Genomic DNA, 21,996 nt, shown 5'->3' with positions numbered 1-21,996 from the left:
GGGCCGTCGTGCTTTTCCCGTCGTCGGCGCGGCCTCCGTAGACTGGAACCATGACGATCGACCTGGGGACGCCGCGCCTGCTCGAGGATTCCGAGCGGGAGGTGCTGCTCGCGGCTCCCCGCGGCTATTGCGCCGGCGTCGACCGCGCGGTCGTCACCGTCGAGCAGGCGCTGGACCTCTACGGCTCGCCCGTCTACGTCCGCAAGCAGATCGTCCACAACAAGCACGTCGTGGCCAACCTCGAGGCCCGGGGCGCGATCTTCGTCGAGGAGCTCGAGGAGGTCCCGGCCGGGGCCCGGGTGGTGTTCTCCGCCCACGGCGTCTCCCCGGCCGTCGTGAGCGAGGCCGCCGAGCGCGACCTGAAGACCATCGACGCGACCTGCCCGCTGGTGACCAAGGTGCACCGCGAGGCGGTCCGCTTCGCCGCCGACGGCTACACCATCCTGCTCATCGGGCACGCGGGCCACGAGGAGGTCGAGGGCACCGCGGGCGAGGCGCCCGAGCAGACCGTCCTGGTCGAGCACCCCGACGACGTCGCGAAGCTGGAGTTCCCCGCCGACGCGAAGCTCGCCTGGCTCTCCCAGACCACGCTGAGTGTCGACGAGACCATGGAGACCGTACGCCGCCTCCGGGCCAAGTTCCCGCAGCTCGAGGACCCGCCCAGCGACGACATCTGCTACGCCACCCAGAACCGCCAGGTCGCGGTCAAGGAGATCGGCGCGGCCGCCGACCTGGTGATCGTGGTGGGCTCGGCCAACTCCTCCAACTCGGTGCGCCTGGTCGAGGTCGCGCTCGAGGCCGGCGCCAAGGCGTCGTACCGCATCGACGACGTGTCCGAGCTGGACGAGTCCTGGCTCGACGGCGCCGCGACGGTCAGCGTCACCTCGGGCGCCTCGGTCCCCGACCACCTCGTCACCGAGGTCCTGGCCCATCTCGCCGAGCGCGGCTACCCGGATGCCCGCGCGGTGCAGACAGCCGAGGAGACCCTCGCCTTCTCGCTCCCCAAGGAGCTGCACCGCGACCTCAAGGCCGCCGGGCGCAGCACCAAGACCGCGGTCCGGCTCTGAGCATGGCCCGCTACCTCGACGTCCACCCGGACAACCCGCAGCCGCGCACTCTGCAGCAGATCGTCGCCGCGCTGCAGGACGACGCGCTGATCGCGTACCCGACCGACTCCGGCTACGCGCTGGGCTGCCGGATCGGAAACCGCGAGGGCCGCGACCGGATCCTCAAGATCCGCGGCCTCGACGACAAGCACCACTTCACCCTGATGTGCCGCGACTTCTCGCAGCTCGGCCAGCTGGTCCACGTCGACAACTCCGCGTTCCGGGCGATCCGATCGGCGACCCCGGGGCCCTACACGTTCATCCTGACCGCGATGCCGGAGGTGCCGAAGCGGCTGCTGCACCCGAAGAAGAAGACCGTCGGCGTACGCATCCCCGAGAACACCTTCGTGCAGGCACTGCTCGAGGAGCTCGGTGAGCCGCTGCTCAGCTCCACGCTGATCCTGCCCGGCGAGACCGAGCCGCGGACCATGGGCTGGGAGATCAAGGAGGACCTCGACCACGAGGTCGACATCGTCGTCGAGGCCGGCGAGGTCAAGCCCGAGCCGACCACCGTCGTCGACTGGTCCGAGGGTTACCCCGAGGTGATCCGGCGCGGCGCGGGGGACCCGGACCGGTTCTGACCGGCGCTCAGCGGGGGTGCCGTTCGACGAACGAGCGGCGCAGCGCGAGCAGGCCCAGGCAGGCGGCATAGCCGAGCGCGAGGGCGATGCCGTGGCGCGAGAGCCCGGCCAGCACGGCCTGGACCAGACCGTCGTCGGCGCGGGCGATGCTGTCGCGGTCGCTGATGGCGAGCAGCAGCACGACCAAGGCCATCGCCAGCGGCGGCAGCACGCCGACCAGGAAGAAGTCGAGCGGTCGGACGGCGAGCGCGGCGCCCACGCACAGCGACACGAACGCCAGGTCGAAGAACAGCCCGAGTCCCTCGGAGAGCACCAGGTCGAGCACGGTCGCGCTGAGCAGGAGAGCGACCACCAGCGAGGCCACCTCCCGGCCGGGACGATGGCCCTCCTCCCACAGGGTCCGGTGCTGCTGGCGCGTCGCGCTGCTCACCCCTCCACGCTAGGACATCCCTCCGACGGAATCAGGGACTGAGGCGTCGTCCGCTGACCGTGTCGAAGACGTGCGCCGCGCCCGCGGGGACCGCGACGTGGAGCACGTCGTCGGGCCCGACGTGCCCGCGCGAGGGGAGTCGTACGGCGAGGTCGGCGGTGCCGTCGCCGAGGTCGGCGGTGCCGTGGGCGAAGCCGTCCGAGCCGAGCTCCTCGACCAGGCTGACCCGGACCGGGATGCCCGCGCCGGGCTCGACGAGCTGCCAGGCCTCGGGACGCACGCCGACGGTCACCTCGGGGGTGAGGGCGGCGCGGGTGCGCGGGTCGAGGGGGACGGCGTACCCGCCGATCGTGAGGCCGTCGTCACCGCCGGGCTTGGCGCTCATCAGGTTCATCTGCGGCGAGCCGATGAAGCCGGCGACGAACAGGTTGGCGGGACGGTCGTAGAGCGCGAGGGGTGCGTCGACCTGCTGGATCTCGCCGCCGTCCATCACGGCCACCCGGTCGCCCATGGTCATCGCCTCGACCTGGTCGTGGGTGACGTAGACGGTGGTGACGCCGAGCTCGCGCTGCAGCCGGGCGATGTCGCTGCGGGTCTGCACCCGCATCTTGGCGTCGAGGTTGGACAGCGGCTCGTCCATGCAGAACACCTGGGGGGAGCGGACGATCGCGCGGCCCATCGCCACCCGCTGCCGCTGGCCGCCGGAGAGCTGCTTGGGCTTGCGGTCGAGCAGGTCGGTGAGGCCGAGCAGGGCGGCCGCGTCGGCGACCCGGCGCTCGCGCTCCGCGCGCTCGACCTTGGCGATCTTGAGCGCGAAGCCGAGGTTCTCGCGCACCGTCTTGTGGGGGTAGAGCGCATAGCTCTGGAAGACCATCGCGATGTCGCGGTCCTTGGGAGCGAGCCGGGTGACGTCGCGCTCGCCGATCAGGATCCGGCCCGCGTCGACCTCCTCGAGGCCCGCGAGCATCCGTAGGGTGGTGGTCTTGCCGCAGCCCGAGGGCCCGACCAGGACGAGGAACTCGCCGTCCTCGACCACGAGGTCGATGCCGGGTACGGCGGGGGCGTCCGCGCCGGCGTACCACCGCTGCGCGCCCTCGAAGGTGATGCTGGCCATCGCTGCTCCTCGACTGGGTCCGTGCGAATCACTGTGACCTGGATCGCATTCTGCCCTTGCGAGGGTATATGTAAGTGTGCTGAACTAACAAACATGTCCTGGCGCAGCCCGACCTCCCGGTCGCCCCGAGAGCGGATCAAGCTCGACCGTGCCGACTCCCGTCGCCACCACCGCTCGATGCTGCTCCAGGAGCTGTTCGCGGCCGGCCCGGCCAGTCGTGCGGACCTGGCCCGCAGCAGCGGTCTGACCCGGGTCACGGTGTCCGACCTGGTCGCCGAGCTGCTGGGTGAGGGCCTGGTCGAGGAGCTCGGTACGCCGAGCGAGAGCCGCGTGGGCAAGCCGCCGACCCTGGTCGGGCTGGTCGCCGACGCCAAGCACGTGGTCGCCATCGACCTGTCCGTCGACGACCAGGTGGCCGGCGCGGTCCTCACCCTCGAGGGCCAGGTCGTGCTCCGCGACGCCCGGCCGCGTGAGGGGCGCACCGGTGCCGACGCGGTGGCGCTGGTGCGGGAGTTCGCCGCCGACCTGATCGCGCGGAGCAGCCGCCCGCTGCTCGGGGTCGCGGTCGCGACGCCCGGCGTGGTCACGCCCGAGGGCGTCGTCCTCGACGCGCCCAACCTCGGCTGGCACGACCTGCACCTGGCCGACGACCTGGCAGCCAGGCTGGACCTGCCGGTCTACGTCGCCAACGACGCGAACACCGCCGTGATGGGGGAGTTCGTGTTCGGCAGTCGCGGCGAGGGCGGACTGCTGCTCCTCCGGCTCAGCACCGGTCTCGGTGCCGGCCTGGTGATCAACGGCGCTCTGCTGCACGGGCAGGGCGGGGCCGCCGGCGAGATCGGCCACGTCCAGGTCGACCCGGACGGCCCGCTGTGCGGCTGCGGCCGGCCGGGCTGCCTGGAGACCTACCTCGCCGTACCCCGGCTGCGGCGCGAGCTCGCCGCCGCCTCTGCCGCGGGTACCGGTGTCGACGCGGTGCTCGCCGACGCGGGCGCCCGCCTCGGCCAGGCGCTCGCGCCGGTCGTGGCCACGCTCAACCTCGGCGAGGTGGTGCTCAGCGGACCGGCCGACCTGGTCGAGCCGCTGGCCCGCGTGGCCGAGCAAGCGGTCCGGGACCGGGTGATGCCGGTGTCGGCCCAGCAGTTCGTCGTCCGTACGTCGTCCCTCGGCGACGACGGCGTGCTCGCCGGAGCCACGGGCGTGGTGCTCGCCGGCGAGCTGGGGGTGTCCTGAACCATGAGGAAGATCGAAGGGAAACTAGCGGTGCGACTCAACAAGACCCTGGCCACGAAGAGCGTGGCCGTCGCAGCCATCACCGCCCTGCTGGGCGTGACCAGTGCCTGCGGCTCCGACAAGGAGGACGCCGGCGGCGGCCCCGACAAGGCCGAGATCACGGTGTGGCTCAACGGCGCCGACACCCCGGACTCCGCCCGGACGTGGCTCAAGGAGACCTTCGAGAAGGAGCACCCCGGCTCCACCCTCACGATCGAGCAGCAGGAGTGGGAAGGCCTCGTCGAGCGGCTCACCACCGCGCTCACCTCCGCCGACCAGACCCCCGACGTGGTCGAGGTCGGCAACACCCAGGCCGCCACGTTCACCACCGTGGGCGCGTTCAGCGACCTCAGCGGCGACCTCCCCGACCTCGGCGGCGACGACCTGCTGCCCGGCTTCGTCGAGGCCGGATCGGTCGACGGCAAGACCTATGCGGTGCCCTACTACGCGGGCTCGACGTACGTCTTCTACCGCAAGGACCTCTTCGAGAAGGCCGGCATCACCGAGGTCCCGGCGACGATGGCCGACTTCATCGCCGCTGCGAAGAAGCTCAAGCAGGACAGCGGACAGGCCGACTTCTCGGGCTACTGGCTGCCCGGCAAGGACTGGCGCGACGGCGCGGCGTTCCTGTGGGACGCCGGCGGCGACTTCGCCGAGCCCGACGGGGACGGCTGGAAGGCGACGCTGTCCACGCCGGACTCGATCAAGGGCCTGGAGACCTTCCAGGACCTCTACGCTTCGGCCTCCGGTGCTCCTGCCGACGCCAACGAGTCCGACCCGGTCACTCCCTTCTGCGCCGGCAAGATCGGCATGATGTCGCGCCCCGGCTGGGTCGAGGGGATGCTCACCGATCCCGAGAGCGGCTGCCCCGACCTCGCCGAGCAGGTCGGCGTCTTCGCCCTCCCGGGCAGCGACGGCGAGCCCGCTCCGGTGCTCCTGGGCGGCTCCAACATCGCGATCTCCGCGAAGTCGCCCAACCAGGACCTCTCGCGCGACGTCGTCTCGCTGATGCTGAGCGAGGACTACCAGACGATCCTCGCCGAGGCCGGCCTCACTCCGGCCCGGGAGTCGTACGCCGCCAAGCTCGGCGACGACGAGTTCGCCCAGGCCACCATCGCGGCCGCGTCGAACGCCAAGCTCACCCCGCCGGCCGCCAACTGGGCCACCGTCGAGGGCAAGTTCGTGCTCGAGGACCTCTACAGCAAGATCGCGCAGGGCGGCGACGTGAAGAAGCTAGCGGCCGCCGCTGACGAGCAGATCGACGCCGAGCTCAACTGAGCGACATGATCGACGGTGTCCGGCCGACCCCCAGTCGGCCGGACACCGTGCCGTCCGCCCCTGCCCCCGAGAGGAATGTCGTGCCCCGCCCCGCCGCTCGTCGTACCAGCCTCCCGCTGGGCCTCGTGCTTCCCGCGGCCACGCTGCTGGCCCTCGCGCTCGGCTACCCGCTGGTGCGCCAGGTGGTGCTGTCGCTGCAGGAGTTCGGGCTGGCCCAGCAGTTCGGCCGGCCGCCGGCCTGGAACGGCCTGGACAACTATGTCGACCTGCTGACCGACAGCCAGCTGTGGGTCGTCGTGCTCCGCACGATCGCGTTCTGCTTCGTCAACGCCGGCCTCACCTTCGCGATCGGGCTGGGCCTGGCGCTGCTGATGGCGCGGATGAGCCGGCCGGTGCGGATCCTCGCCCAGTGCGGGCTCCTGCTGGCGTGGGCGATGCCGGTCGTGGCGGCGATGACCGTGTGGCAGTTCCTGTTCGACACCGAGTACGGCGTCGTCAACTGGCTGCTCACCAAGGCGGGCGGCGACTTCGAGGGCCACGGCTGGCTGCTCGACCCGTGGTCGTTCTTCCTGGTCGCCACGATCATCGTCGTCTGGATGAGCGTGCCTTTCGTCGTGTTCACGCTGTACGCCGCGCTGACCCAGGTCCCCGAGGACGTGGTCGAGGCCGCCGAGATCGACGGCGCCACGCCGTGGCAGCGGTTCGTCCACGTCGTGCTTCCGGCGATCCGGCCGGTGCTGCTGGTCGTCGTCCTGCTGCAGGTGATCTGGGACCTGCGGGTGTTCACCCAGATCTACACCCTCCAGAAGGCCGGCGGGGTCAGCACCGACACCAACCTGCTGGGCACCTACATCTACACGCTCGGCATCAAGGGCGGGGACTTCGGCACGGCCGCGGCCGCAGCGATGTTCATGCTCGTGCTGACGGTCGTGCTGACCGCGCCGTACGTCCGGCTGATGATCAAGCAGGAGGACGACTGATGGCTCGCCGTACGCCCATAGCGGTGCGGATCGGCGCCGACCTGGTCGGCATCCTGGTCCTGCTCGCCTGCGTGTTCCCGGTCTACTGGATGGTCAGTCGCTCGTTCCTGCCGCGCAACCGGATCAAGGGCGAGGACCCGGTGCTGTTCCCGTGGCACGGGACCCTCGCCAACTATCGCAAGGTCCTCGGGAACGACGGCTTCGGCGACGCGATGGTGACCAGCCTCAGCGTCACCCTGCTGACCGTGGTCGTGGCGATCCTGTTCGCCTTCCTGGCGGCGGTCGCCGTGAGCAGGTTCCGGTTCCGCGGGCGGCGTACCTTCATCCTCACGCTGCTGCTCATCCAGATGATCCCGGCCGAGGCGCTGTTCATCAGCCAGTACAAGATGCTCGACGGGATGGGCCTGCTCAACTCGGTGGTCGGCCTGACGCTGGTGTACGTCGCGGGCGTGCTGCCGTTCACCGTGTGGACCCTGCGCGGGTTCGTCGACGGGGTGCCGCGCGAGCTCGAGGAGGCCGCCATGATGGACGGCTGCTCGCGCACGGGGGCGTTCTTCCGGGTGACCCTGCCGCTGCTCGCGCCGGGCCTGGTGGCCACCGGCGTCTTCGGCTTCATCCAGGCCTGGAACGAGTTCACGCTCGCCGTGGTCGTGATGACCGACCCGGGCAGCAAGACGCTGCCGGTGTGGCTGGTGGCGTTCACCGACGCGCGCAGCCGCGGCGTCGACTGGGGCGCGATCATGGCCTCGTCGACGCTGATCACGATCCCGGTCATCGTGTTCTTCCTGCTGGTCCAGCGCCGGATGGTGACCGGCCTGACCGCGGGCGCGGTGAAGGGATGAATGCCGGTGTCGGGCGCCTCGCGCTCGAGGTGCAGCTGGCGTCCTTCGCGGGCCCGGCGCTCACCGAGGAGTGGGCGCGGCTGCTGGAGGAGGGTCTCGGCGGGATCTGCCTGTTCGGCTCCAACCTGACCGGCACCCTCGACTCCGTCGCCGAGCTGGTGCGGGAGATCCGGTCCTGCCGGCCGTCGGCGCTGGTCGCCACGGACGAGGAGGGCGGCGACGTCACCCGCCTGCACACGCGCACGGCGAGCCCGGTGCCCGGCGCGGCGGTGCTGGGCGCCGTGGACTCGGTGGCGTTGACCCGGTCGGTCGGCCTCGCGGTCGGCGCGGAGCTCGCGTCCGTCGGGATCGACCTCGCCCTCGGCCCGGTCGCCGACGTCAACAGCAACCCCGACAACCCGGTGATCGGCACCCGCAGCTTCGGTGCCGACCCGGTGCTGGTGGCGCGGCACGTGGTCGCGTGGGTGTCGGGGCTGCAGGAGGCCGGTGTCGCGGCCTGCGTGAAGCACTTCCCCGGGCACGGCGACACCGGTCAGGACAGTCACCTGACCCTGCCGGTCCTCCCTGCTGAGGCATCGCTGGTGCGGGGGCGGGAGCTGGTGCCCTTCGCGGCCGCGGTCGAGGCCGGTGCGGCATCCGTGATGACCTCGCACATCCTCGTCCCGGCGGTGGATCCCGACCTCCCGGCGACGTTGTCGGCGCCGGTGCTGTCGCTGCTGCGCGACGACCTGGGCTACGACGGCGCGATCGTCAGCGACGCGCTCGACATGGCGGGGGCCTCTGCCGGCCGCGGGATCCCCGAGGCGGCGGTGCGCGCGCTCGCCGCCGGCTGCGACCTGCTCTGCATCGGTCCCGACAAGCCCGCGTCCCTGGTGCGCGAGGTCCAGGCGGCGGTCGTGGCCGCGGTCGAGTCCGGGCGGCTGCCCGCCGCCCGGTTGGTCGAGGCCGCGGCGCGGGCGGGGCGGATCCGGCGTGCCGGCGGCGTGCCCGGGGTGCTGCCGGAGCCCGAGGCCCTGGTGGCGGCGGCCCGGCAGGCGTGCGAGATCGAGGGTCAGCTGCCGGACCTGGCCGGCGCTCGCGTCGTGAGCGTGGAGACCGAGGCGAACATCGCGGTCGGTGCGGGGCGATGGGGACTGTCGCCCGACGTGGTCGTCGACGCCGGGGCGGCGCTGCCGTCCGGACCGGTCGTCGTACAGGTCAGGGATGCGCACCGGCGCCCCGAGGTGGCGGCCGCGCTGGCCGCGCACCCGGGGCCGCTGGTCGTGGTCGAGTGGGGCTGGCCCGGCCCCCGGACCGGGTGGGAGGACGCGTCGCACGCGCGGATCTGCACCCGCGGCAACGGGCAGCCGTCGATCGCGGCGGTGGGAGGACTTCTTCGAGAGGCGGGTTGGAGCAGGTGAGCGGCGTGCTCATGGGTCTGGACATCGGGGCCACCAAGATCCTCGGGGTCGTGGCGTCGGCGGAGGGCGAGGTGCTCGCGTCCGTGCGGGTCACCAGCCCGACCGGCGGCGACCAGGTGGTCGCGACGGCGACCGAGGTGGTCGAGAAGCTGCGGGCGGCAGCCGGCGGGCTCGGGACGGGCGTGGTCGGGGTCGGGATCCCTGGCCTGGTGGACGTCGGGCACGGCACCGTGCGGCACGCGGTGAACCTCGGCGTGGTCGACGGGTACCCCTTCGGCGAACGGCTCGCCGCGGCCACCGGCGCCCGGATCGTGCTCGACAACGACGCCAACGCCGCCGCCCTCGGCGCCGCGGCGCTGCTGGGGGAGACCGACCTCGGGTACCTCAGCCTCGGCACCGGCCTCGCCGCGGCCCTGGTCCTCGACGGCGCACTGCGGCGGGGATCGCGCAACGCGGCCGGCGAGATCGGACACATCCCCGTCGACCCGGCGGGTCCGCGCTGCGAGTGCGGTCAGGTCGGCTGCCTCGAGACGGTCGCCTCCGGCTCGGCGATCGCCGCCCTGTGGCCGGGCCACGGGCAGCCCGCGGCGCAGGCACTGTTCGACGCCGCGGCTGCCGGCTCGGTGGAGGCCGCGGTGGTGCGGGACCGGTTCGCGGCCCGGGTCGCGGACGCCGTACGCCTGGTCGCGTTGACCGTCGACCCCGCGGTCGTCGTGCTCGGTGGCGGGGTCGCGCAGGTCGGCGAGCGGCTGCGGGTCGCCGTCGCGCACGCGCTGGCCGAGCAGGCCGCGGCATCGCCCTTCCTGCGCTCGCTCGACCTCGCCGGACGACTGCGGCTGGCGCCGCTCGACCGGCCGGTCGCCGCCCTCGGCGCCGCCCTGCTGGGGGCGTCGTGACCGGCTCGCTGCGGGTGGTCGAGGGATCGGTCGACGTGACGATCGTGGACGGCGCGGTGGCGTCCGGGCCCGCGGACGGCCCGGCGTACGACGCCAGTGGACTGCACGTCCTGCCCGGGCTCATCGACCTCCAGGTCAACGGCGCGGCCGGCATTGACCTCACCCTCGAGCCGACGCGGCTGTGGGAGGTGGCGGCGGCACTGCCGAGGTACGGCGTGACCGCGTTCCTGCCGACGATCATCACCTCCTCGCCCGCTGCCCGGTCGGTGGCGATGGAGACGCTGGCCGCCGGCCCGCCCGAGGGCTGGGCGGGAGCGTGGCCGCTCGGCCTGCACTTCGAGGGGCCGATGATCGCGCCGGCCCGCAAGGGCGCGCACCCCGCGGCCTGGCTGGTCCCGCCCTCCGCCGAGGTCGTGACGGGCTGGTCGCGCGAGGCGGGCGTGACGATGGTGACCATCGCCCCGGAGCTGCGGGGCGCGCTCGACGTGATCTCGACGCTGGTCTCCGCCGGTGTGCTGGTCGCGGTCGGGCACACCGAGGCGAGTGCAGAGCAGGTGGCCGCGGCCGTCGAGCGCGGCGCCCGGTCGCTGACACACCTCGGGAACGCGATGCCCGCGATGGCCGCCCGCGCGCCGGGGCCGGTGGGAGCCGGCCTGGCGGACCCACGGCTGGTGGCGGGCGTGATCGCCGACGGCCACCACCTGCACCCGACCACCCTCGCCGCCTGGGCCCGCGCGCTCGGCCCGTCGCGGCTGCTGGCCGTCACGGACTGCACGGCCGCGCTCGGCATGCCGGAGGGGCCGTCCCGGCTCGGGGACCAGGCGGTCGTCGTACGGAAGGGGACGGTGCGGCTCGAGGACGGCACCCTCGCCGGCTCGGCCGCCTCGCTGCCGGAGTGCCTGCGGGTGCTGCGATCGGCAACCGGGTGGTCGCTGGCCGACGTCGTCGGGTGCTGCACGACCGTCGCCGCCGACCTGGTCGGCGACGCCTCGCGCGGGCGGTTGCACACCAGTGCGCGCGGCGACCTGACCCTCGTCGACGACGACCTGGAGGTGGTCGCCACCATCGTGGGCGGCCGGCTGCTGCACGGATCGCTGGGAGTGCTGGAGGGAGAGGGCTGATGGAGGTCGTGCCGCTGGCCTCGGCCGACGAGGTCGCCGCGCTGGGCGCGGACGTGGTCGAGGCGGCGGTCCGCGCGGGCGGTGCCGTGCTCGGGCTGGCGACGGGGTCGACCCCGCTGCCGACGTACCGGGAGCTGATCCGCCGGTACGACGCGGGTCTCGGTCCGTCGTACGACGGGGTGCGGTGCTTCACCCTCGACGAGTACGTCGGCCTCCCGGCCGGGCACCCCGAGAGCTACCGCGCCACCATCGCCCGCGAGCTCACCGACCCGCTCGGCATCCCGGCCGACCGCGTGCAGGGGCCCTCGCCCGAGCTGGCCGGGCTGCCGACCGCTGGTGCTCGCTACGAGGAGGCGCTGGTCGCCGCGGGCGGCGTCGACGTACAGATCCTCGGCATCGGCTCCGACGGCCACCTGGCCTTCAACGAGCCCGGCTCCTCGCTCGCCTCGCTGACCCGCCTCAAGACGCTGACCGAGGAGACCCGGCGCGACAACGCCCGCTTCTTCGGCTCGATCGACGAGGTCCCGCGCCACGTGCTCACCCAGGGCCTCGGCACCATCCTGCGAGCCCGCCACCTACTGCTCCTCGCCACCGGCGCCGCCAAGGCGGCCGCGCTCGCCGCCGCCGTCGAGGGCCCGGTCTCCGCCTCGTGCCCCGCCTCGGTGCTGCAGCTGCACCCCCACGTCACGGTGTTGTGCGACGGTCCTGCTGCGACGGGGCTGACCCGGCGGGACCACTACCGCGAGGTGTACGACGCCAAGCCGGCCTGGCAGGGGCTGTAGCCCTTGTAACTAAGGGTTACTGCGCGAATTCCGGTGCAACAACGCCCGGGTAGTAGCCACAGCACCCGGGTGGATGATCGCGTCACACGTTCGTGGTGTTGCTGACGCCGCGAACCCCATCGATTCAGCTACCCGGGTGCTGTGGCTACTACCGGGGTGCTCTGACCCCCGAAATCGTGACGTAACCCTTAGTTACAAGCGGCCGACCCGCGCTCAGTCCGCCAGGTCGACGACCACCGGCGCGTGGTCGGAGGGGGCACCCGGGAAGACGGCGGGGTCGCGCTCCTCGCGGTCGATGAAGGCACCGGTGACCCGCTCGGCGAGGGACGCGGAGCCGAGGACGAAGTCGATCTTGAGGCCGCGGTCGCGCTCGAAGCGCTGACGGTAGTAGTCCCAGTAGGTGTAGCCGGGGGCGTAGGAGCGGGTGACCTCGGACCAGCCGCCGTCGAGGAAGGCCTGGAAGGCGGTGCGCTCGGCGGGCGTGACGTGGGTGGAGTTCTTGAACTGGGTGACGTCGAAGACGTCATCGTCGGTGGGGCAGATGTTCCAGTCGCCGACCAGGGCGGTCGGCGTGTCCAGCCATGACTCCGCCGCAGCGCGCAGCCGGGAGAGCCAGTCCAGCTTGTAGACGTAGTGCGGGTCGTCGGGCTTGCGGCCGTTGGGGACGTACAGGCTCCACACCCGTACGCCGCCGCAGGTCGCGCCGAGCGCCCGGGCCTCGACCTCCAGCGCCTCGCCGAAGCCGGGCTGCTCGGGGAAGCCGACCGTGATGTCGTCGAGGCCGACCCGGCTCAGGATCGCGACGCCGTTCCACTGGTTGAGGCCGTGGGCGGCGATCTCGTAGCCGCGCGCCTGCAGGCCCATCAGCGGCAGCTGCTCCTCGCGGGCCTTGGTCTCCTGGACGGCGAGCACGTCGATGTCGTGGCGGTCGAGGAAGGCTTCCACGCGGTCGATCCGCGTGCGCAGGGAGTTGACGTTCCAGGTGGCCAGTCGCACCGGGCAACCCTAATCTGCAGGCATGGACCGCGTACGGCGGGGAGCCGGGCCGGCGTGCATCGCCGGGGTGGTCCTCTCCGCGCGCGCATTGAACCGACCGGACCGCCTCGTCGTATCCCCGGCCGGGAGGTGCGGATGACCGAAGACCGGGCCACAGCCATGCGGCTGCTGTACGACGACCACGCGGCGGCCCTGTGGGGCTTCTGCCTGCACCTGACCGGCAACGACCGGGCCCGGGCGGAGGACGTCGCGCAGGAGACGATGCTGCGCGCCTGGCGCAACGCCGCGGTGCTGACCGAGTCCCGCGGGTCGGTGCGCTCGTGGCTGTTCACGGTCGCCCGCAACATCGTGATCGACGAGTGGCGGTCGCGGCGCGGCGCCCGGGAGTTCGCGACGGCCGAGCCGCCGCTCGCCGAGGTGACCGACGACCGGACCGACGAGCTGCTGTTGTCGTGGGTCGTCGCCGACGCCCTGCGCCAGCTGTCCGACGACCACCGCGCGGTGCTCGTCGAGTGCTACTACCGGGGCCGGTCGGTGGCCGAGGCCGCCCGCCGCCTCGAGATCCCGGAAGGAACCGTGAAGTCACGCACCCACTACGCCCTGCGCGCGCTGCGGCTGATCCTCGAGGAGACGGGGGTGGCGTCATGACCCACCCCGGCACGACCTGCGAGTTCGCCCACCTCGACGGCGTCTACGTCCTCGGCGCGCTGGCGGCGGGGGAGCGGGCGGCCTACGAGCGGCACCTGCCCGGCTGCGCCGAGTGCACCCGCGCCCTGCGCGACCTGGCCGGGATCCCCGGCCTGCTGGGGCGCGTCCAGCTGGAGACGGTCGAGCAGCTGCAGCCGGCCGAGCCGGTGCCCGCGACCCTGCTGCCGGCGATGGCGGCGGAGGTACGCCGGGTCCGGCGCCGGCGTCGCGTCGCCGTCGGCTCGTTCGTGGCCGCGGCCGCCGTGCTGCTGGTGCTGCTCGCGGTCGGGATCGGCACCACCCTGGGCGAGGACCCCCAGCCCCAGCAGCAGGTCGCCGCCGCCCAGCGGATGGAGGCACTCGGCACGCCGTCCTCCGGCTGGGTCTCGCTGACCCAGCGCCGGTGGGGCACGCAGATCGACCTGACCTGCACCTACGAGGGGCCGGTGTCCGGCCCGGCGACGTACGTCCTCGTGGTGACGGCGACCGACGGACGGACCGAGCAGGTCGGCACCTGGCGCACGGCCGACGGCCAGGAGGTGCACGTCACCATGGCGACGGACGTGACTCCCGACGACATCGCGTCGGTCGAGGTCCGTACGGCGTCGGGCTACTCAGTCCTTCGCCTGGCGCGGTGATCGCAGCGAGCTGAACCAGCCCTCCGCCGACGCCGCGGCGAGCGCCACCACGACCGCCAGGATCTCGGAGATCGCGGCCAGCCACGCGTACCAGGTGTCCCACGTCGTGTGGATACCGAACAGCCCGCTGGTCGTGGCGATGACGAACGCCAGCAGGGTCGTGGCGCCGAGGCCGGCCAGCAGGAGCAGCGGGACCCAGCTGCGCCAGGCGACCACGAGCACCGCGATCACCGCGCCCGCCACCACGTTCACCACGAACAGCTGCCCGACCGTGCCCTGGTCACGCACGCCGTCGAACCACAGGTACAGGTGCACCGCCGCGGTCACCGCGGCCGCCAGTGCACCGATCACTCGGATGCCCATCGCGCGCTCCTCACGCTCGTTTGAGGGGAACACGCTGGAGAAGGGCATCCGGTTCACTCGGCGTACGCCGACAGGAACCTGTCGCGCACCGTGTCCATCCGCCACACCGGCGCGCCGGGGGAGGGCAGGATGCCGGGCTGCCAGCCCCAGCCGTCGATCCGCGCCATGGCGGCCGGGTCCTGCGCGAGCACGGTGATCGGCACGTCGTGCCCGGGGTCGCGACCGCTGACGTACGAGTGCGGCTGGTGGTCGCCGACGATGACGACCACCCGGTCCGGGTCGGGATAGGTGGTCAGGAACGAGATCAGGGTGCGCCACGTGTAGCGGACCGTCGCGGCGTAGTCCGACTGTGCCGTGCGCGGGTGCTGCCGGCCGTCGACGCCGTCGCGGCCGCGCGCCGGCATGCCGTCGTACACCGATCCGTCGCCGACCTCGGACCACGGGACCTGCTCCGGCACCGGCGCCCACGGGTGGTGGCTGGAGATCAGGTCCACCTCGGCGAACACCGGCTTCCGCGTCCCGGGCGTGAGCTCCACGCGGCGGAGGTGGTCGAGCGTGTACTGGTCGGGCATCGGCGCGTACCCGAACTCCGGCCCGCGGTAGCCGACATTGCGCGAGTCGTAGAGCTCGTCGAAGCCGTAGTACGCCGCGCCCTCGGGCCAGTCGCGGGTGTTGGCCGGTACATCGAACACCGTGCGCCAGCCAGCCGAGCCGAAGGCCCGGGTGAGGCTGAGCCGGTCACTGCTCAGGAGCTGGCCGTAGCGGCGCTCGCTGTCCGTCCACGCGCCCGACTGCAGGGTCGCGTGCGCCAGCCAGCTGCCGGCGCCGAAGGTCGGCGAGGTGAGGAACGCGCTGCGGGAGTGGTAGCCGGCGGCGGCCAGGTCACGGTTGCCCTGCGCGAGGACCTCGACGACGGAGGGGGCGAACCAGCTGCCCTCCAGCGCGATCCGGCCGTAGCTCTCGAACCAGACCAGCAGCACGTCCTTGCCCTGCAGACCCCGCAGCAGCCGGTCACCAGGCGTGGCGGCGTACGCGTCGGTCGCGAGCTCACGGGCGAAGACCTCGGTGTCGTGGCGGTCGGCGCGGACCTGGTCGACGGTGTCGACGACCAGCCCGGCGGACCCCGCGGCGGCGACATGGTCGACCGGGGAGCCGAAGGCGGCGCAGACCACCCACACCGTGCCGAGCGCGGCCACCGAGCGCCAGGTCCGGCGCGGGTGCGCGGCCGAGGCCCGGGCGACCCGGCCGACGGACCAGGTGAGTACGACGGCCAGTACCGCGACCAGCGCCAGCACGCCCGCGAGCGTGAGCATCGCGAGCAGACCGCCGCGGGTGTCGCGGACCACCTCGTACCCCTTGGGCAGGTAGGACCAGTCGCCGAGCACGTGGAACGGGCGGCCGAGGTAGACGTCGAAGCCGAGGCCCAGGCCGCGGAGCACGGCGAGCGCGGTGACCACGAGCCCGAGCGCCACGACGAGCACGTGCCGGCCCCGGGGCGGCAGCACGACCGCGAGCGCCGCCAGCACCAGGCCCTCGACGGGGATCCGGGCGAACTCGGCCGGGCCGATCCCGTCGGCGACGTGGGGCGGCGCGAGCGCGAGCCAGACGGCGAGGGCGGCGGTCGCGGTGACCAGTCCCGCCGGTGGCGGGGCGACGGGCTCGGGATCGTGGCGGTGCCGCCACTGCCACACCACGTCGTGCCCGAAGGACTCCACGAGCAGCACGAGGGCGGCGCCGACGGCCAGGCGGACCACCGGATCGGGCAGCAGGGTGGACGCTGCGACGGTCAGCACGACGCCCTGGATCGCGGCGACCACCTTCGCCCAGTAGCGCGGCGGGGTCGCGCGGCGCAGCCACGGCAGCACCCACCCGGCGAGGACGTACGCGTAGCGCATCGCGCCGATCGCGAGCACCCACCAGCCGACCTGGGGGGCCACGTGCACGCTGAGCACGGCGATCAGGAAGGCGTCGGTCTCCATGTCGAAACGGGCGCCGAACGCGCTCGCCGTACCGGTGCGGCGGGCGACGTACCCGTCGACGGCATCGAGCACCAGGGCCACCGCGCTGAGCGCCACCAGCGCCGCCGTGAGGTGCCCGGACAGCGGGTCGGCGAGGCCGCGGACGGTGAGCGCGGCGACGCCGACCGCGAGAGCCGCGCGCACCGCGGTCACCCGGTTCGCCGGTCCGAGCTGAACCCGATCCATCGCACCTCCGTGTCCTAGGTTGTACCTCCGGGTACGACGAGCACAGGGGGCCGGTTCAACGAGAGGAGTCCCCGGGTGGACGAGGCGCTGGCGTACTGGGTGGTCGAGCCGGGGCACGGGGAGATCCGGCCGGTCGCGCTCCGCGAGCCCGGCGCCGACGAGGTCCTGGTCCGCACGCTGCGCTCCGCGATCAGCCGCGGCACCGAGACCCTGGTGTTCGCCGGCCGGGTGCCGCCCGGTCAGCACGCGGCGATGCGGGCGCCCTTCCAGGTCGGGGAGTTCCCGGGACCGGTGAAGTACGGCTACCTCAGCGTCGGCGTCGTCGAGCGTGGGCCCGGCGAGCTGGTGGGGCGCACCGTCTTCTGCCTGCACCCCCACCAGACGTCGTACGTCGTCCCGGCCGCCGCCGTCGTGCCCGTGCCCGACGGTGTCCCCGCGGAGCGCGCGGTGCTGGCCGGCACCGTCGAGACCGCCCTCAACGCGCTGTGGGACGCGCCGCCGTTGCTCGGCGACCACGTCACCGTCGTCGGGGCGGGGCTGGTCGGCTGCTGCGTCGCCCGCCTGGCGGTGGGAGTGCCGGGGGTGCGGGTCACCCTCGTCGACACCGACCCGAGGCGTGCGGAGGTGGCCGCGGCGCTGGGCGTGGGCTTCGCCGGCGCCACGGACGAGGTGGGCCGCAGCGACCTGGTCGTGCACACCAGCGCCACCGAGGCCGGGCTGCGGCGGGCCCTCGAGCTGGTCGCGCCGGAGGGGACCGTCCTCGACCTGTCCTGGTACGGCGACCGGCCGGTCAGCCTGCCGCTGGGCGAGGCGTTCCACTCCTCCCGGCTCACCCTGCGCAGCAGCCAGGTCGGCGCGGTCGCGCCCGCGCGGCGGGACTCGCGCAGCCACCGCGACCGGCTGGCGCTCGCGCTCGAGCTGCTCCGGGACCCGGGCTTCGACGTACTGCTGACCGACTGCTCGCCGTTCCGCGAGCTGCCCGCGGTGCTGGCGAAGATCGCCGCCGGCTCGATGCCGGGGCTGTGCCACTCGATCGACTACTCCCACGAGAACCCCGACCCCGAGGAGGCCTGATGTTCCGGGTGACCGTTCGCGACCACATCATGGTCGCGCACAGCCTGCGCGGTGAGGTGTTCGGACCGGCGCAGCGGCTGCACGGCGCGACGTACGTCATCGACGCGACGTTCGCCGGCACCGACCTCGACGCCGACGGGATCCTGGTCGACATCGGCCGCGCCACCGAGGTCGTGCGCGAGGTGCTCGGGCGGCTGCACTACCGCAACCTCGACGACGACGAGGTGCACGACGAGGTGGGGCTCGCCGGGCAGAACAGCTCGACCGAGGTGCTTGCCCGCTGGGTCGCCGACCGGCTGGCCGAGTGCGCGTCCGCCGGCGACCTCGGCCCGGGCGGCCGCACCCTCGCGACCATCGCGGTGACGCTGCACGAGTCGCACGTCGCGTGGGCGAGCTACGAGCGGGCGTTGTGACCCTGCACGTCCTGGTGCCCGACGGCATCGACGACCCGCGGCGGCCGAGCGGCGGGAACCTCTACGACCGCCGTTTGGTGGCGGGCCTGGCCGCACGCGGGCGTGAGGTGCGCGAGCACCGGGTCGGCGTCGTCGGCCTCGACCGGGTGCTGGCCGGGATCCCCGACGGCGCGGTGGTCCTGGTCGACGGGCTGGTCGCCTCGACCACGACGGCGCTGGTCGCGGAGGCCCGCCGGCTGCGGGTGGCCATGCTGCTGCACATGCCGGGGTCCGGGCCGGCCGAGTCGTCGGTGCTGCGCTCGGTCGCGGCCGTCGTGACGACCAGCGCCTGGAGCCGGGACTGGGTCGTCGACGAGGTCGGGGTGCCCGCCGACCGGGTGCACGTCGCCCTTCCCGGCGCCGACCCCGGCCCGCTCGTCGCCGGATCGGCTGCCGGCACGCACCTGCTCTGCGTCGGCCCGGTCACCCCCGCCAAGGGGTACGACGACCTGCTCGCCGCCCTGGCCGAGGTCCGCGACCTCGACTGGACCTGCCGCTGCGTCGGGGCGCTCGACCTGGCGCCCGCCTTCGTGACCGCCTTCCGGGTGGCGGCGCGACGACAGGGGATCGCCGACCGGATCGAGCTGGTCGGCCCGCTCACCCCGGCCGCGCTGGACGGGCTCCGCTCGACCAGCGACCTGGTGCTGGCGCCGTCCCACCGGGAGTCGTACGGGATGGCGCTCGCCGAGGGCGTCGCCCGCGGACTCCCCGCGATCGCGACCGACGTCGGCGGCCAGCCCGAGGCGCTGGGCGAGGCCGGCACGCTCGTTCCCGTCGGTGACCCGGCCGCGCTGGCGGGTGCGCTGCGGGCCTGGCTGGGCGATGCCGGCCTGCGGGCCCGGTGGCGTGCCGCGGCGGCGGGTCGACGCGGACAGCTGGGGGCCTGGGCCGGGACCGTGGCCGAGGTGGCCGGGGTGCTGAACCGGATCGCGCCGGCCGTCGTACTCACGGGCGAGGGGAGGACGTAGCCATCGACACGACGACGCCAGGACACGGCCTAGGGGCGCCGCTCCGGCTGGCGGCCGGGTTCGCGATCCTGGTCGTGCTGGTGGCCCGGCTGGGCGCGCAGCCGTTCCTCGACGGGCTGGCGCGCACCGATCCCCGCGCGCTCGTCGTCGCGCTGGTCGTCACCGCCGCGACGACGGCCTGCTGTGCCCGGCGGTGGAGCCTGCTGGCGACCGGGCTCGGGGTGGCGGTCCCGTTCCGCGGCGCCTACCGCAGCTGCTACCGCGCCCAGCTGCTCAACGCGAGCCTTCCCGGCGGCGTGCTCGGCGACCTGCACCGCGGCTACCGGCACGGGCAGGACGCGGGTGCGCTCGGCCGCGGGCTGCGGTCGGTGCTCTGGGACCGGGTGAGCGGCCAGGCGGCGCAGGCCGCGCTGGCGGTGGCCGCCGTACCGCTGCTGCCGCCGGCGATTCGGGGCTGGGCGCTGGCGGTGCTGGTCGTGCTGGTCGTCGTCGGCCTGGCGGTGCTCGCGGCCGCGCCGGTCCGGCGCGAGCTCGCTTCCGGCCTGCGTGGCGTCTGGCCGCAGGTGCTGCTGCTCTCCGTGCTCGCGGCGTGCGGGCACGTCCTGGTGTTCCTCGTCGCGGCCCGCACCGCCGGCCTCACCGAGTCCACGCCCCGGCTCGCGGCGCTCGCGCTCCTGGTCCTGCTGGCCTCGGCCGTCCCGGTGAGCATCGCCGGCTGGGGCCCGCGGGAGGGCGCGGCCGCCTGGGTGTTCGGCGCGGCCGGGCTCGGTGCTGCCGCCGGAGTGGAGGTCGCGGTCGTGTACGGCGTGATGTCGCTGGTCGCGACGCTGCCCGGTCTCCTGACCCTGGAAGGAGGCCCCGCATGGGTGAGCGGCCGTACGTCCTCCTGAGCTGCTGCATCTCCCTCGACGGCTACCTCGACAGTGCCGGCGCGGAGCGGCTGCTGCTGTCGAACGACGCCGACTTCGACCGGGTCGACGGCGTGCGCGCGGGCTGCGACGCGATCCTCGTGGGCGCGACGACGGTCCGCAACGACGACCCGCGCCTGCTGATCCGCTCGCAGGAGCGGCGGCGCAGCCGGGTCGCGGCGGGACTCCCGGCCGGCCCGGTCAAGGTGACCCTGACCTGTCGGGGGGACCTCGACCCGGCCGCCCGGTTCTTCACGGCAGGTGACGGCGAGAAGCTCGTCTACTGCCCGGACCCGACGGTTCCCATGGTGGAGAGCCGGGTCGGCGCGGAGGCCAAGGTGGTCGGGCTCGGGGACCGGGTGCGGATGGAGGCCCTGGCGGCCGACCTGGGCTCGCGCGGCGTACGACGGCTGATGGTCGAGGGCGGCGGGTCCGTGCACACCCAGTTCCTCACCGCCGGGCTCGCCGACGAGCTCCAGCTCGTCGTCGCGCCGTTCTTCGTGGGCGACGCGCGGGCGCGCCGGTTCGTCGGCGACGGGGTGTTCCCGTGGCATGCCGGGAGCCGCGCCGAGCTCGTGGAGACCCGCGCGATCGACGACGTGGCGCTGCTGCGCTACGCGTTGTCGGAGCGGTTCGAGCACTGACGAGAGCGCGTGCCCCGTTTGACAATCGGCGGCTTCGTGTAAAGACTCCTGAATCTACACGACTGTAGCAATCAGATGAGGAGTGCCGCGATGTTCGGTGTCCAGACCCGCAAGCAGATGCTCGCGAAGTACGAGCCGATGGCCGACTACGGCTTCCTCGGGCCGGACTCGGTGTCGTGGAAGGTGTGGTCGCACCCCACGTCGTACGTCCTCGGGTTCGCGCGGGCGGTCACCATCGAGCACTTCGACCCCAACCTCGCGGCCGCGGTCGTGCAGTCCGGCGGCGTGAAGTACCGGCCCTCGACCCGCTACGGCCGCACCCTGCGCTACTTCGCGATGCAGCTGTTCGGCGGCGCCGAGCAGACCGCGAGGGCGGCCGACGTGCTGGTCAAGGTGCACTCGAAGGCGGTCGGCCACGACCCCGTCACCGGCAGCACGTACGACGCCAACAGCTCCGCCTCGCAGCTGTGGATCCACGTCACCGCCTGGCACTCGATCCTCAAGTGCTACGAGATGTTCGGCCCCGGCAGGCTGAGTGAGGCCGAGGAGAACCGGTTCTGGGCCGAGTGCGCCGAGATCGCGAAGCTGCAGACCATCGACCCGGCCGAGGTGCCGGCCACGCGCGCCGAGGTGCACCGCTACTTCGAGGAGTGGCGCCCGAGGCTGGCCGCCTCCGAGGCCGCGCAGGACATGATCCACTTCATCATGCCGCTCGCCGTCGCGCTGCCACCGAGCATGCCGGGCTGGCAGAAGAAGGCCGTCGCGCCGGCCATGTGGATCATGAGCAAGGGCGTGATCTCGACGTACCCGAGGTACATGCGCGACATGGCCAACCTGCGCCAGGGACGCGTGATCGACCTCGTCGCGCTGGTCGGCAACAAGGTGCTCCACAAGCTCTTCGAGCGTTCGATGAACGCCCGCCTGGCCCTGTTCGAGCTGCTCGCGCCCCAGGCCGTCGAGATCGCCGCGCCCGCCATCCTCGGGATCCCGCCGAGGAGCGACCGGGTCTGGGGCGTGCGCGAGGCCCAGGCGCACTTCGGCTTCGACGTCCCCGCCGAGGCGCACCACGACGTACGCGAGAAGCAGCGTGACCGGGTCTTCAACCAGGGCGTCAAGCCCTCCGACGAGGGCCTGGTCGAGTCGGAGCGGCACATCGGGGCGATGGACCCGGCTCACATTCCTGCAGCGACGGGCGCTGCCGGTTTCTGAGTCTTGTCGGTGGTGGGGTGGCGGCGATTCGATGAGCGCCGATCCACCCCA

23 protein-coding genes are annotated in these 21,996 nt (G+C 73.3%); 18 read left to right on the top strand and 5 right to left on the bottom strand.

The genetic code is table 11. From position 1 onward, the window contains the following. Positions 1-50: 50 nt before the first annotated feature. Both QI633_RS20845 and QI633_RS20840 read left to right on the top strand, forming a co-directional pair. A complete protein-coding gene (locus QI633_RS20845; RefSeq protein WP_282426956.1) occupies positions 51-1,067 on the top strand; it encodes a 4-hydroxy-3-methylbut-2-enyl diphosphate reductase in 1,017 nt (338 codons plus the stop codon). Positions 1,068-1,069: 2 nt separating this feature from the next. Next, positions 1,070-1,687 (top strand): L-threonylcarbamoyladenylate synthase, encoded by a 618-nt coding sequence (locus QI633_RS20840; RefSeq protein WP_141797605.1) that lies wholly within the window; start codon positions 1,070-1,072, stop codon positions 1,685-1,687. A 7-nt stretch (positions 1,688-1,694) separates the two neighbouring features. Here QI633_RS20840 and QI633_RS20835 read toward each other — a convergent pair whose 3' ends face one another. Both QI633_RS20835 and ugpC read right to left on the bottom strand, forming a co-directional pair. Then, the gene (locus tag QI633_RS20835) at positions 1,695-2,117 is read right to left on the bottom strand and encodes a DUF6542 domain-containing protein (protein WP_141797606.1); all 423 of its coding nucleotides are present in this window, start codon (positions 2,115-2,117) and stop codon (positions 1,695-1,697) included. A gap of 31 nt (positions 2,118-2,148) precedes the next feature. Then, entirely contained in the window at positions 2,149-3,231 is a 1,083-nt protein-coding gene (ugpC, locus tag QI633_RS20830; RefSeq protein WP_282426955.1) for a sn-glycerol-3-phosphate ABC transporter ATP-binding protein UgpC, read from the bottom strand. A 93-nt stretch (positions 3,232-3,324) separates the two neighbouring features. Here ugpC and QI633_RS20825 point away from each other — a divergent pair, with 93 nt between their 5' ends. The 8 genes from QI633_RS20825 (at position 3,325) to QI633_RS20790 (ending at position 11,802) form a co-directional block, all read left to right on the top strand. After that, positions 3,325-4,464, top strand: coding sequence for an ROK family transcriptional regulator (locus QI633_RS20825; RefSeq protein WP_141797608.1), 1,140 nt, complete (start codon positions 3,325-3,327; stop codon positions 4,462-4,464). A 30-nt stretch (positions 4,465-4,494) separates the two neighbouring features. Next, on the top strand, positions 4,495-5,781 hold the full coding sequence (locus QI633_RS20820) for an extracellular solute-binding protein (RefSeq protein WP_282426954.1): 1,287 nt from the start codon (positions 4,495-4,497) through the stop codon (positions 5,779-5,781). Positions 5,782-5,861: 80 nt separating this feature from the next. Then, the gene (locus tag QI633_RS20815; protein ID WP_282426953.1) at positions 5,862-6,761 is read left to right on the top strand and encodes a sugar ABC transporter permease; all 900 of its coding nucleotides are present in this window, start codon (positions 5,862-5,864) and stop codon (positions 6,759-6,761) included. Continuing rightward, positions 6,761-7,603, top strand: a complete 843-nt coding sequence (locus QI633_RS20810; RefSeq protein WP_141797611.1) for a carbohydrate ABC transporter permease — start codon at positions 6,761-6,763, stop codon at positions 7,601-7,603. Before QI633_RS20815 ends, QI633_RS20810 begins: the two co-directional genes overlap by 1 nt. Further along, positions 7,600-9,003: a glycoside hydrolase family 3 N-terminal domain-containing protein gene (locus QI633_RS20805; RefSeq protein ID WP_282426952.1), complete on the top strand. Its 1,404-nt coding sequence runs from the start codon at positions 7,600-7,602 to the stop codon at positions 9,001-9,003. Before QI633_RS20810 ends, QI633_RS20805 begins: the two co-directional genes overlap by 4 nt. Then, positions 9,000-9,899 (top strand): ROK family protein, encoded by a 900-nt coding sequence (locus tag QI633_RS20800; protein ID WP_282426951.1) that lies wholly within the window; start codon positions 9,000-9,002, stop codon positions 9,897-9,899. The genes QI633_RS20805 and QI633_RS20800 overlap by 4 nt, the downstream gene beginning before the upstream one ends. Next, complete coding sequence (gene nagA / locus QI633_RS20795; RefSeq protein ID WP_282426950.1) at positions 9,896-11,020, top strand: N-acetylglucosamine-6-phosphate deacetylase; 1,125 nt, start codon at positions 9,896-9,898, stop codon at positions 11,018-11,020. The genes QI633_RS20800 and nagA overlap by 4 nt, the downstream gene beginning before the upstream one ends. Next, complete coding sequence (locus QI633_RS20790; RefSeq protein WP_282426949.1) at positions 11,020-11,802, top strand: glucosamine-6-phosphate deaminase; 783 nt, start codon at positions 11,020-11,022, stop codon at positions 11,800-11,802. The genes nagA and QI633_RS20790 overlap by 1 nt, the downstream gene beginning before the upstream one ends. Before the next feature lie 213 nt (positions 11,803-12,015). Here the strand turns inward: QI633_RS20790 and QI633_RS20785 are convergent, their stop codons facing one another. After that, positions 12,016-12,798: an exodeoxyribonuclease III gene (locus QI633_RS20785; RefSeq protein WP_282426948.1), complete on the bottom strand. Its 783-nt coding sequence runs from the start codon at positions 12,796-12,798 to the stop codon at positions 12,016-12,018. A gap of 135 nt (positions 12,799-12,933) precedes the next feature. On the opposite strand from QI633_RS20785, the gene QI633_RS20780 reads away from it, so the two are divergent. Both QI633_RS20780 and QI633_RS20775 read left to right on the top strand, forming a co-directional pair. Next, positions 12,934-13,446, top strand: a complete 513-nt coding sequence (locus QI633_RS20780; RefSeq protein ID WP_141797615.1) for a sigma-70 family RNA polymerase sigma factor — start codon at positions 12,934-12,936, stop codon at positions 13,444-13,446. Continuing rightward, positions 13,443-14,123 carry a zf-HC2 domain-containing protein gene (locus QI633_RS20775; RefSeq protein ID WP_282426947.1) on the top strand — a complete coding sequence of 227 codons (681 nt, stop codon included), beginning with the start codon at positions 13,443-13,445 and terminating at the stop codon, positions 14,121-14,123. The genes QI633_RS20780 and QI633_RS20775 overlap by 4 nt, the downstream gene beginning before the upstream one ends. Here QI633_RS20775 and QI633_RS20770 read toward each other — a convergent pair. Together QI633_RS20770 and QI633_RS20765 are read right to left on the bottom strand one after the other, a co-directional pair. Next, a complete protein-coding gene (locus QI633_RS20770; protein ID WP_282426946.1) occupies positions 14,100-14,486 on the bottom strand; it encodes a hypothetical protein in 387 nt (128 codons plus the stop codon). The two genes, QI633_RS20775 and QI633_RS20770, sit on opposite strands and share 24 nt — an antisense overlap. A gap of 53 nt (positions 14,487-14,539) precedes the next feature. After that, on the bottom strand, positions 14,540-16,690 hold the full coding sequence (locus QI633_RS20765; protein WP_282426945.1) for a CDP-alcohol phosphatidyltransferase family protein: 2,151 nt from the start codon (positions 16,688-16,690) through the stop codon (positions 14,540-14,542). 75 nt (positions 16,691-16,765) lie between these two features. On the opposite strand from QI633_RS20765, the gene QI633_RS20760 reads away from it, so the two are divergent. The 6 genes from QI633_RS20760 (at position 16,766) to QI633_RS20735 (ending at position 21,945) form a co-directional block, all read left to right on the top strand. Then, on the top strand, positions 16,766-17,764 hold the full coding sequence (locus tag QI633_RS20760; protein ID WP_282426944.1) for a zinc-binding alcohol dehydrogenase: 999 nt from the start codon (positions 16,766-16,768) through the stop codon (positions 17,762-17,764). Next, positions 17,764-18,177: a 6-carboxytetrahydropterin synthase gene (locus tag QI633_RS20755; protein ID WP_282426943.1), complete on the top strand. Its 414-nt coding sequence runs from the start codon at positions 17,764-17,766 to the stop codon at positions 18,175-18,177. The genes QI633_RS20760 and QI633_RS20755 overlap by 1 nt, the downstream gene beginning before the upstream one ends. Continuing rightward, positions 18,174-19,184 carry a glycosyltransferase family 4 protein gene (locus QI633_RS20750; RefSeq protein ID WP_282426942.1) on the top strand — a complete coding sequence of 337 codons (1,011 nt, stop codon included), beginning with the start codon at positions 18,174-18,176 and terminating at the stop codon, positions 19,182-19,184. The genes QI633_RS20755 and QI633_RS20750 overlap by 4 nt, the downstream gene beginning before the upstream one ends. Beyond that, positions 19,100-20,074, top strand: coding sequence for a lysylphosphatidylglycerol synthase domain-containing protein (locus QI633_RS20745; RefSeq protein ID WP_282429317.1), 975 nt, complete (start codon positions 19,100-19,102; stop codon positions 20,072-20,074). The genes QI633_RS20750 and QI633_RS20745 overlap by 85 nt, the downstream gene beginning before the upstream one ends. Next, positions 20,047-20,736, top strand: a complete 690-nt coding sequence (locus QI633_RS20740) for a dihydrofolate reductase family protein (RefSeq protein WP_282426941.1) — start codon at positions 20,047-20,049, stop codon at positions 20,734-20,736. The genes QI633_RS20745 and QI633_RS20740 overlap by 28 nt, the downstream gene beginning before the upstream one ends. Positions 20,737-20,826: 90 nt before the next feature. Then, entirely contained in the window at positions 20,827-21,945 is a 1,119-nt protein-coding gene (locus tag QI633_RS20735; protein ID WP_141797623.1) for an oxygenase MpaB family protein, read from the top strand. Positions 21,946-21,996 lie beyond the last annotated feature (51 nt).

The organism is Nocardioides sp. QY071 (assembly GCF_029961765.1).
Lineage (GTDB): Bacteria > Actinomycetota > Actinomycetes > Propionibacteriales > Nocardioidaceae > Nocardioides.
The sequence above is the reverse complement of the archived record's forward strand: the minus strand, read 5'-3'. Positions and strand labels throughout refer to the sequence as shown.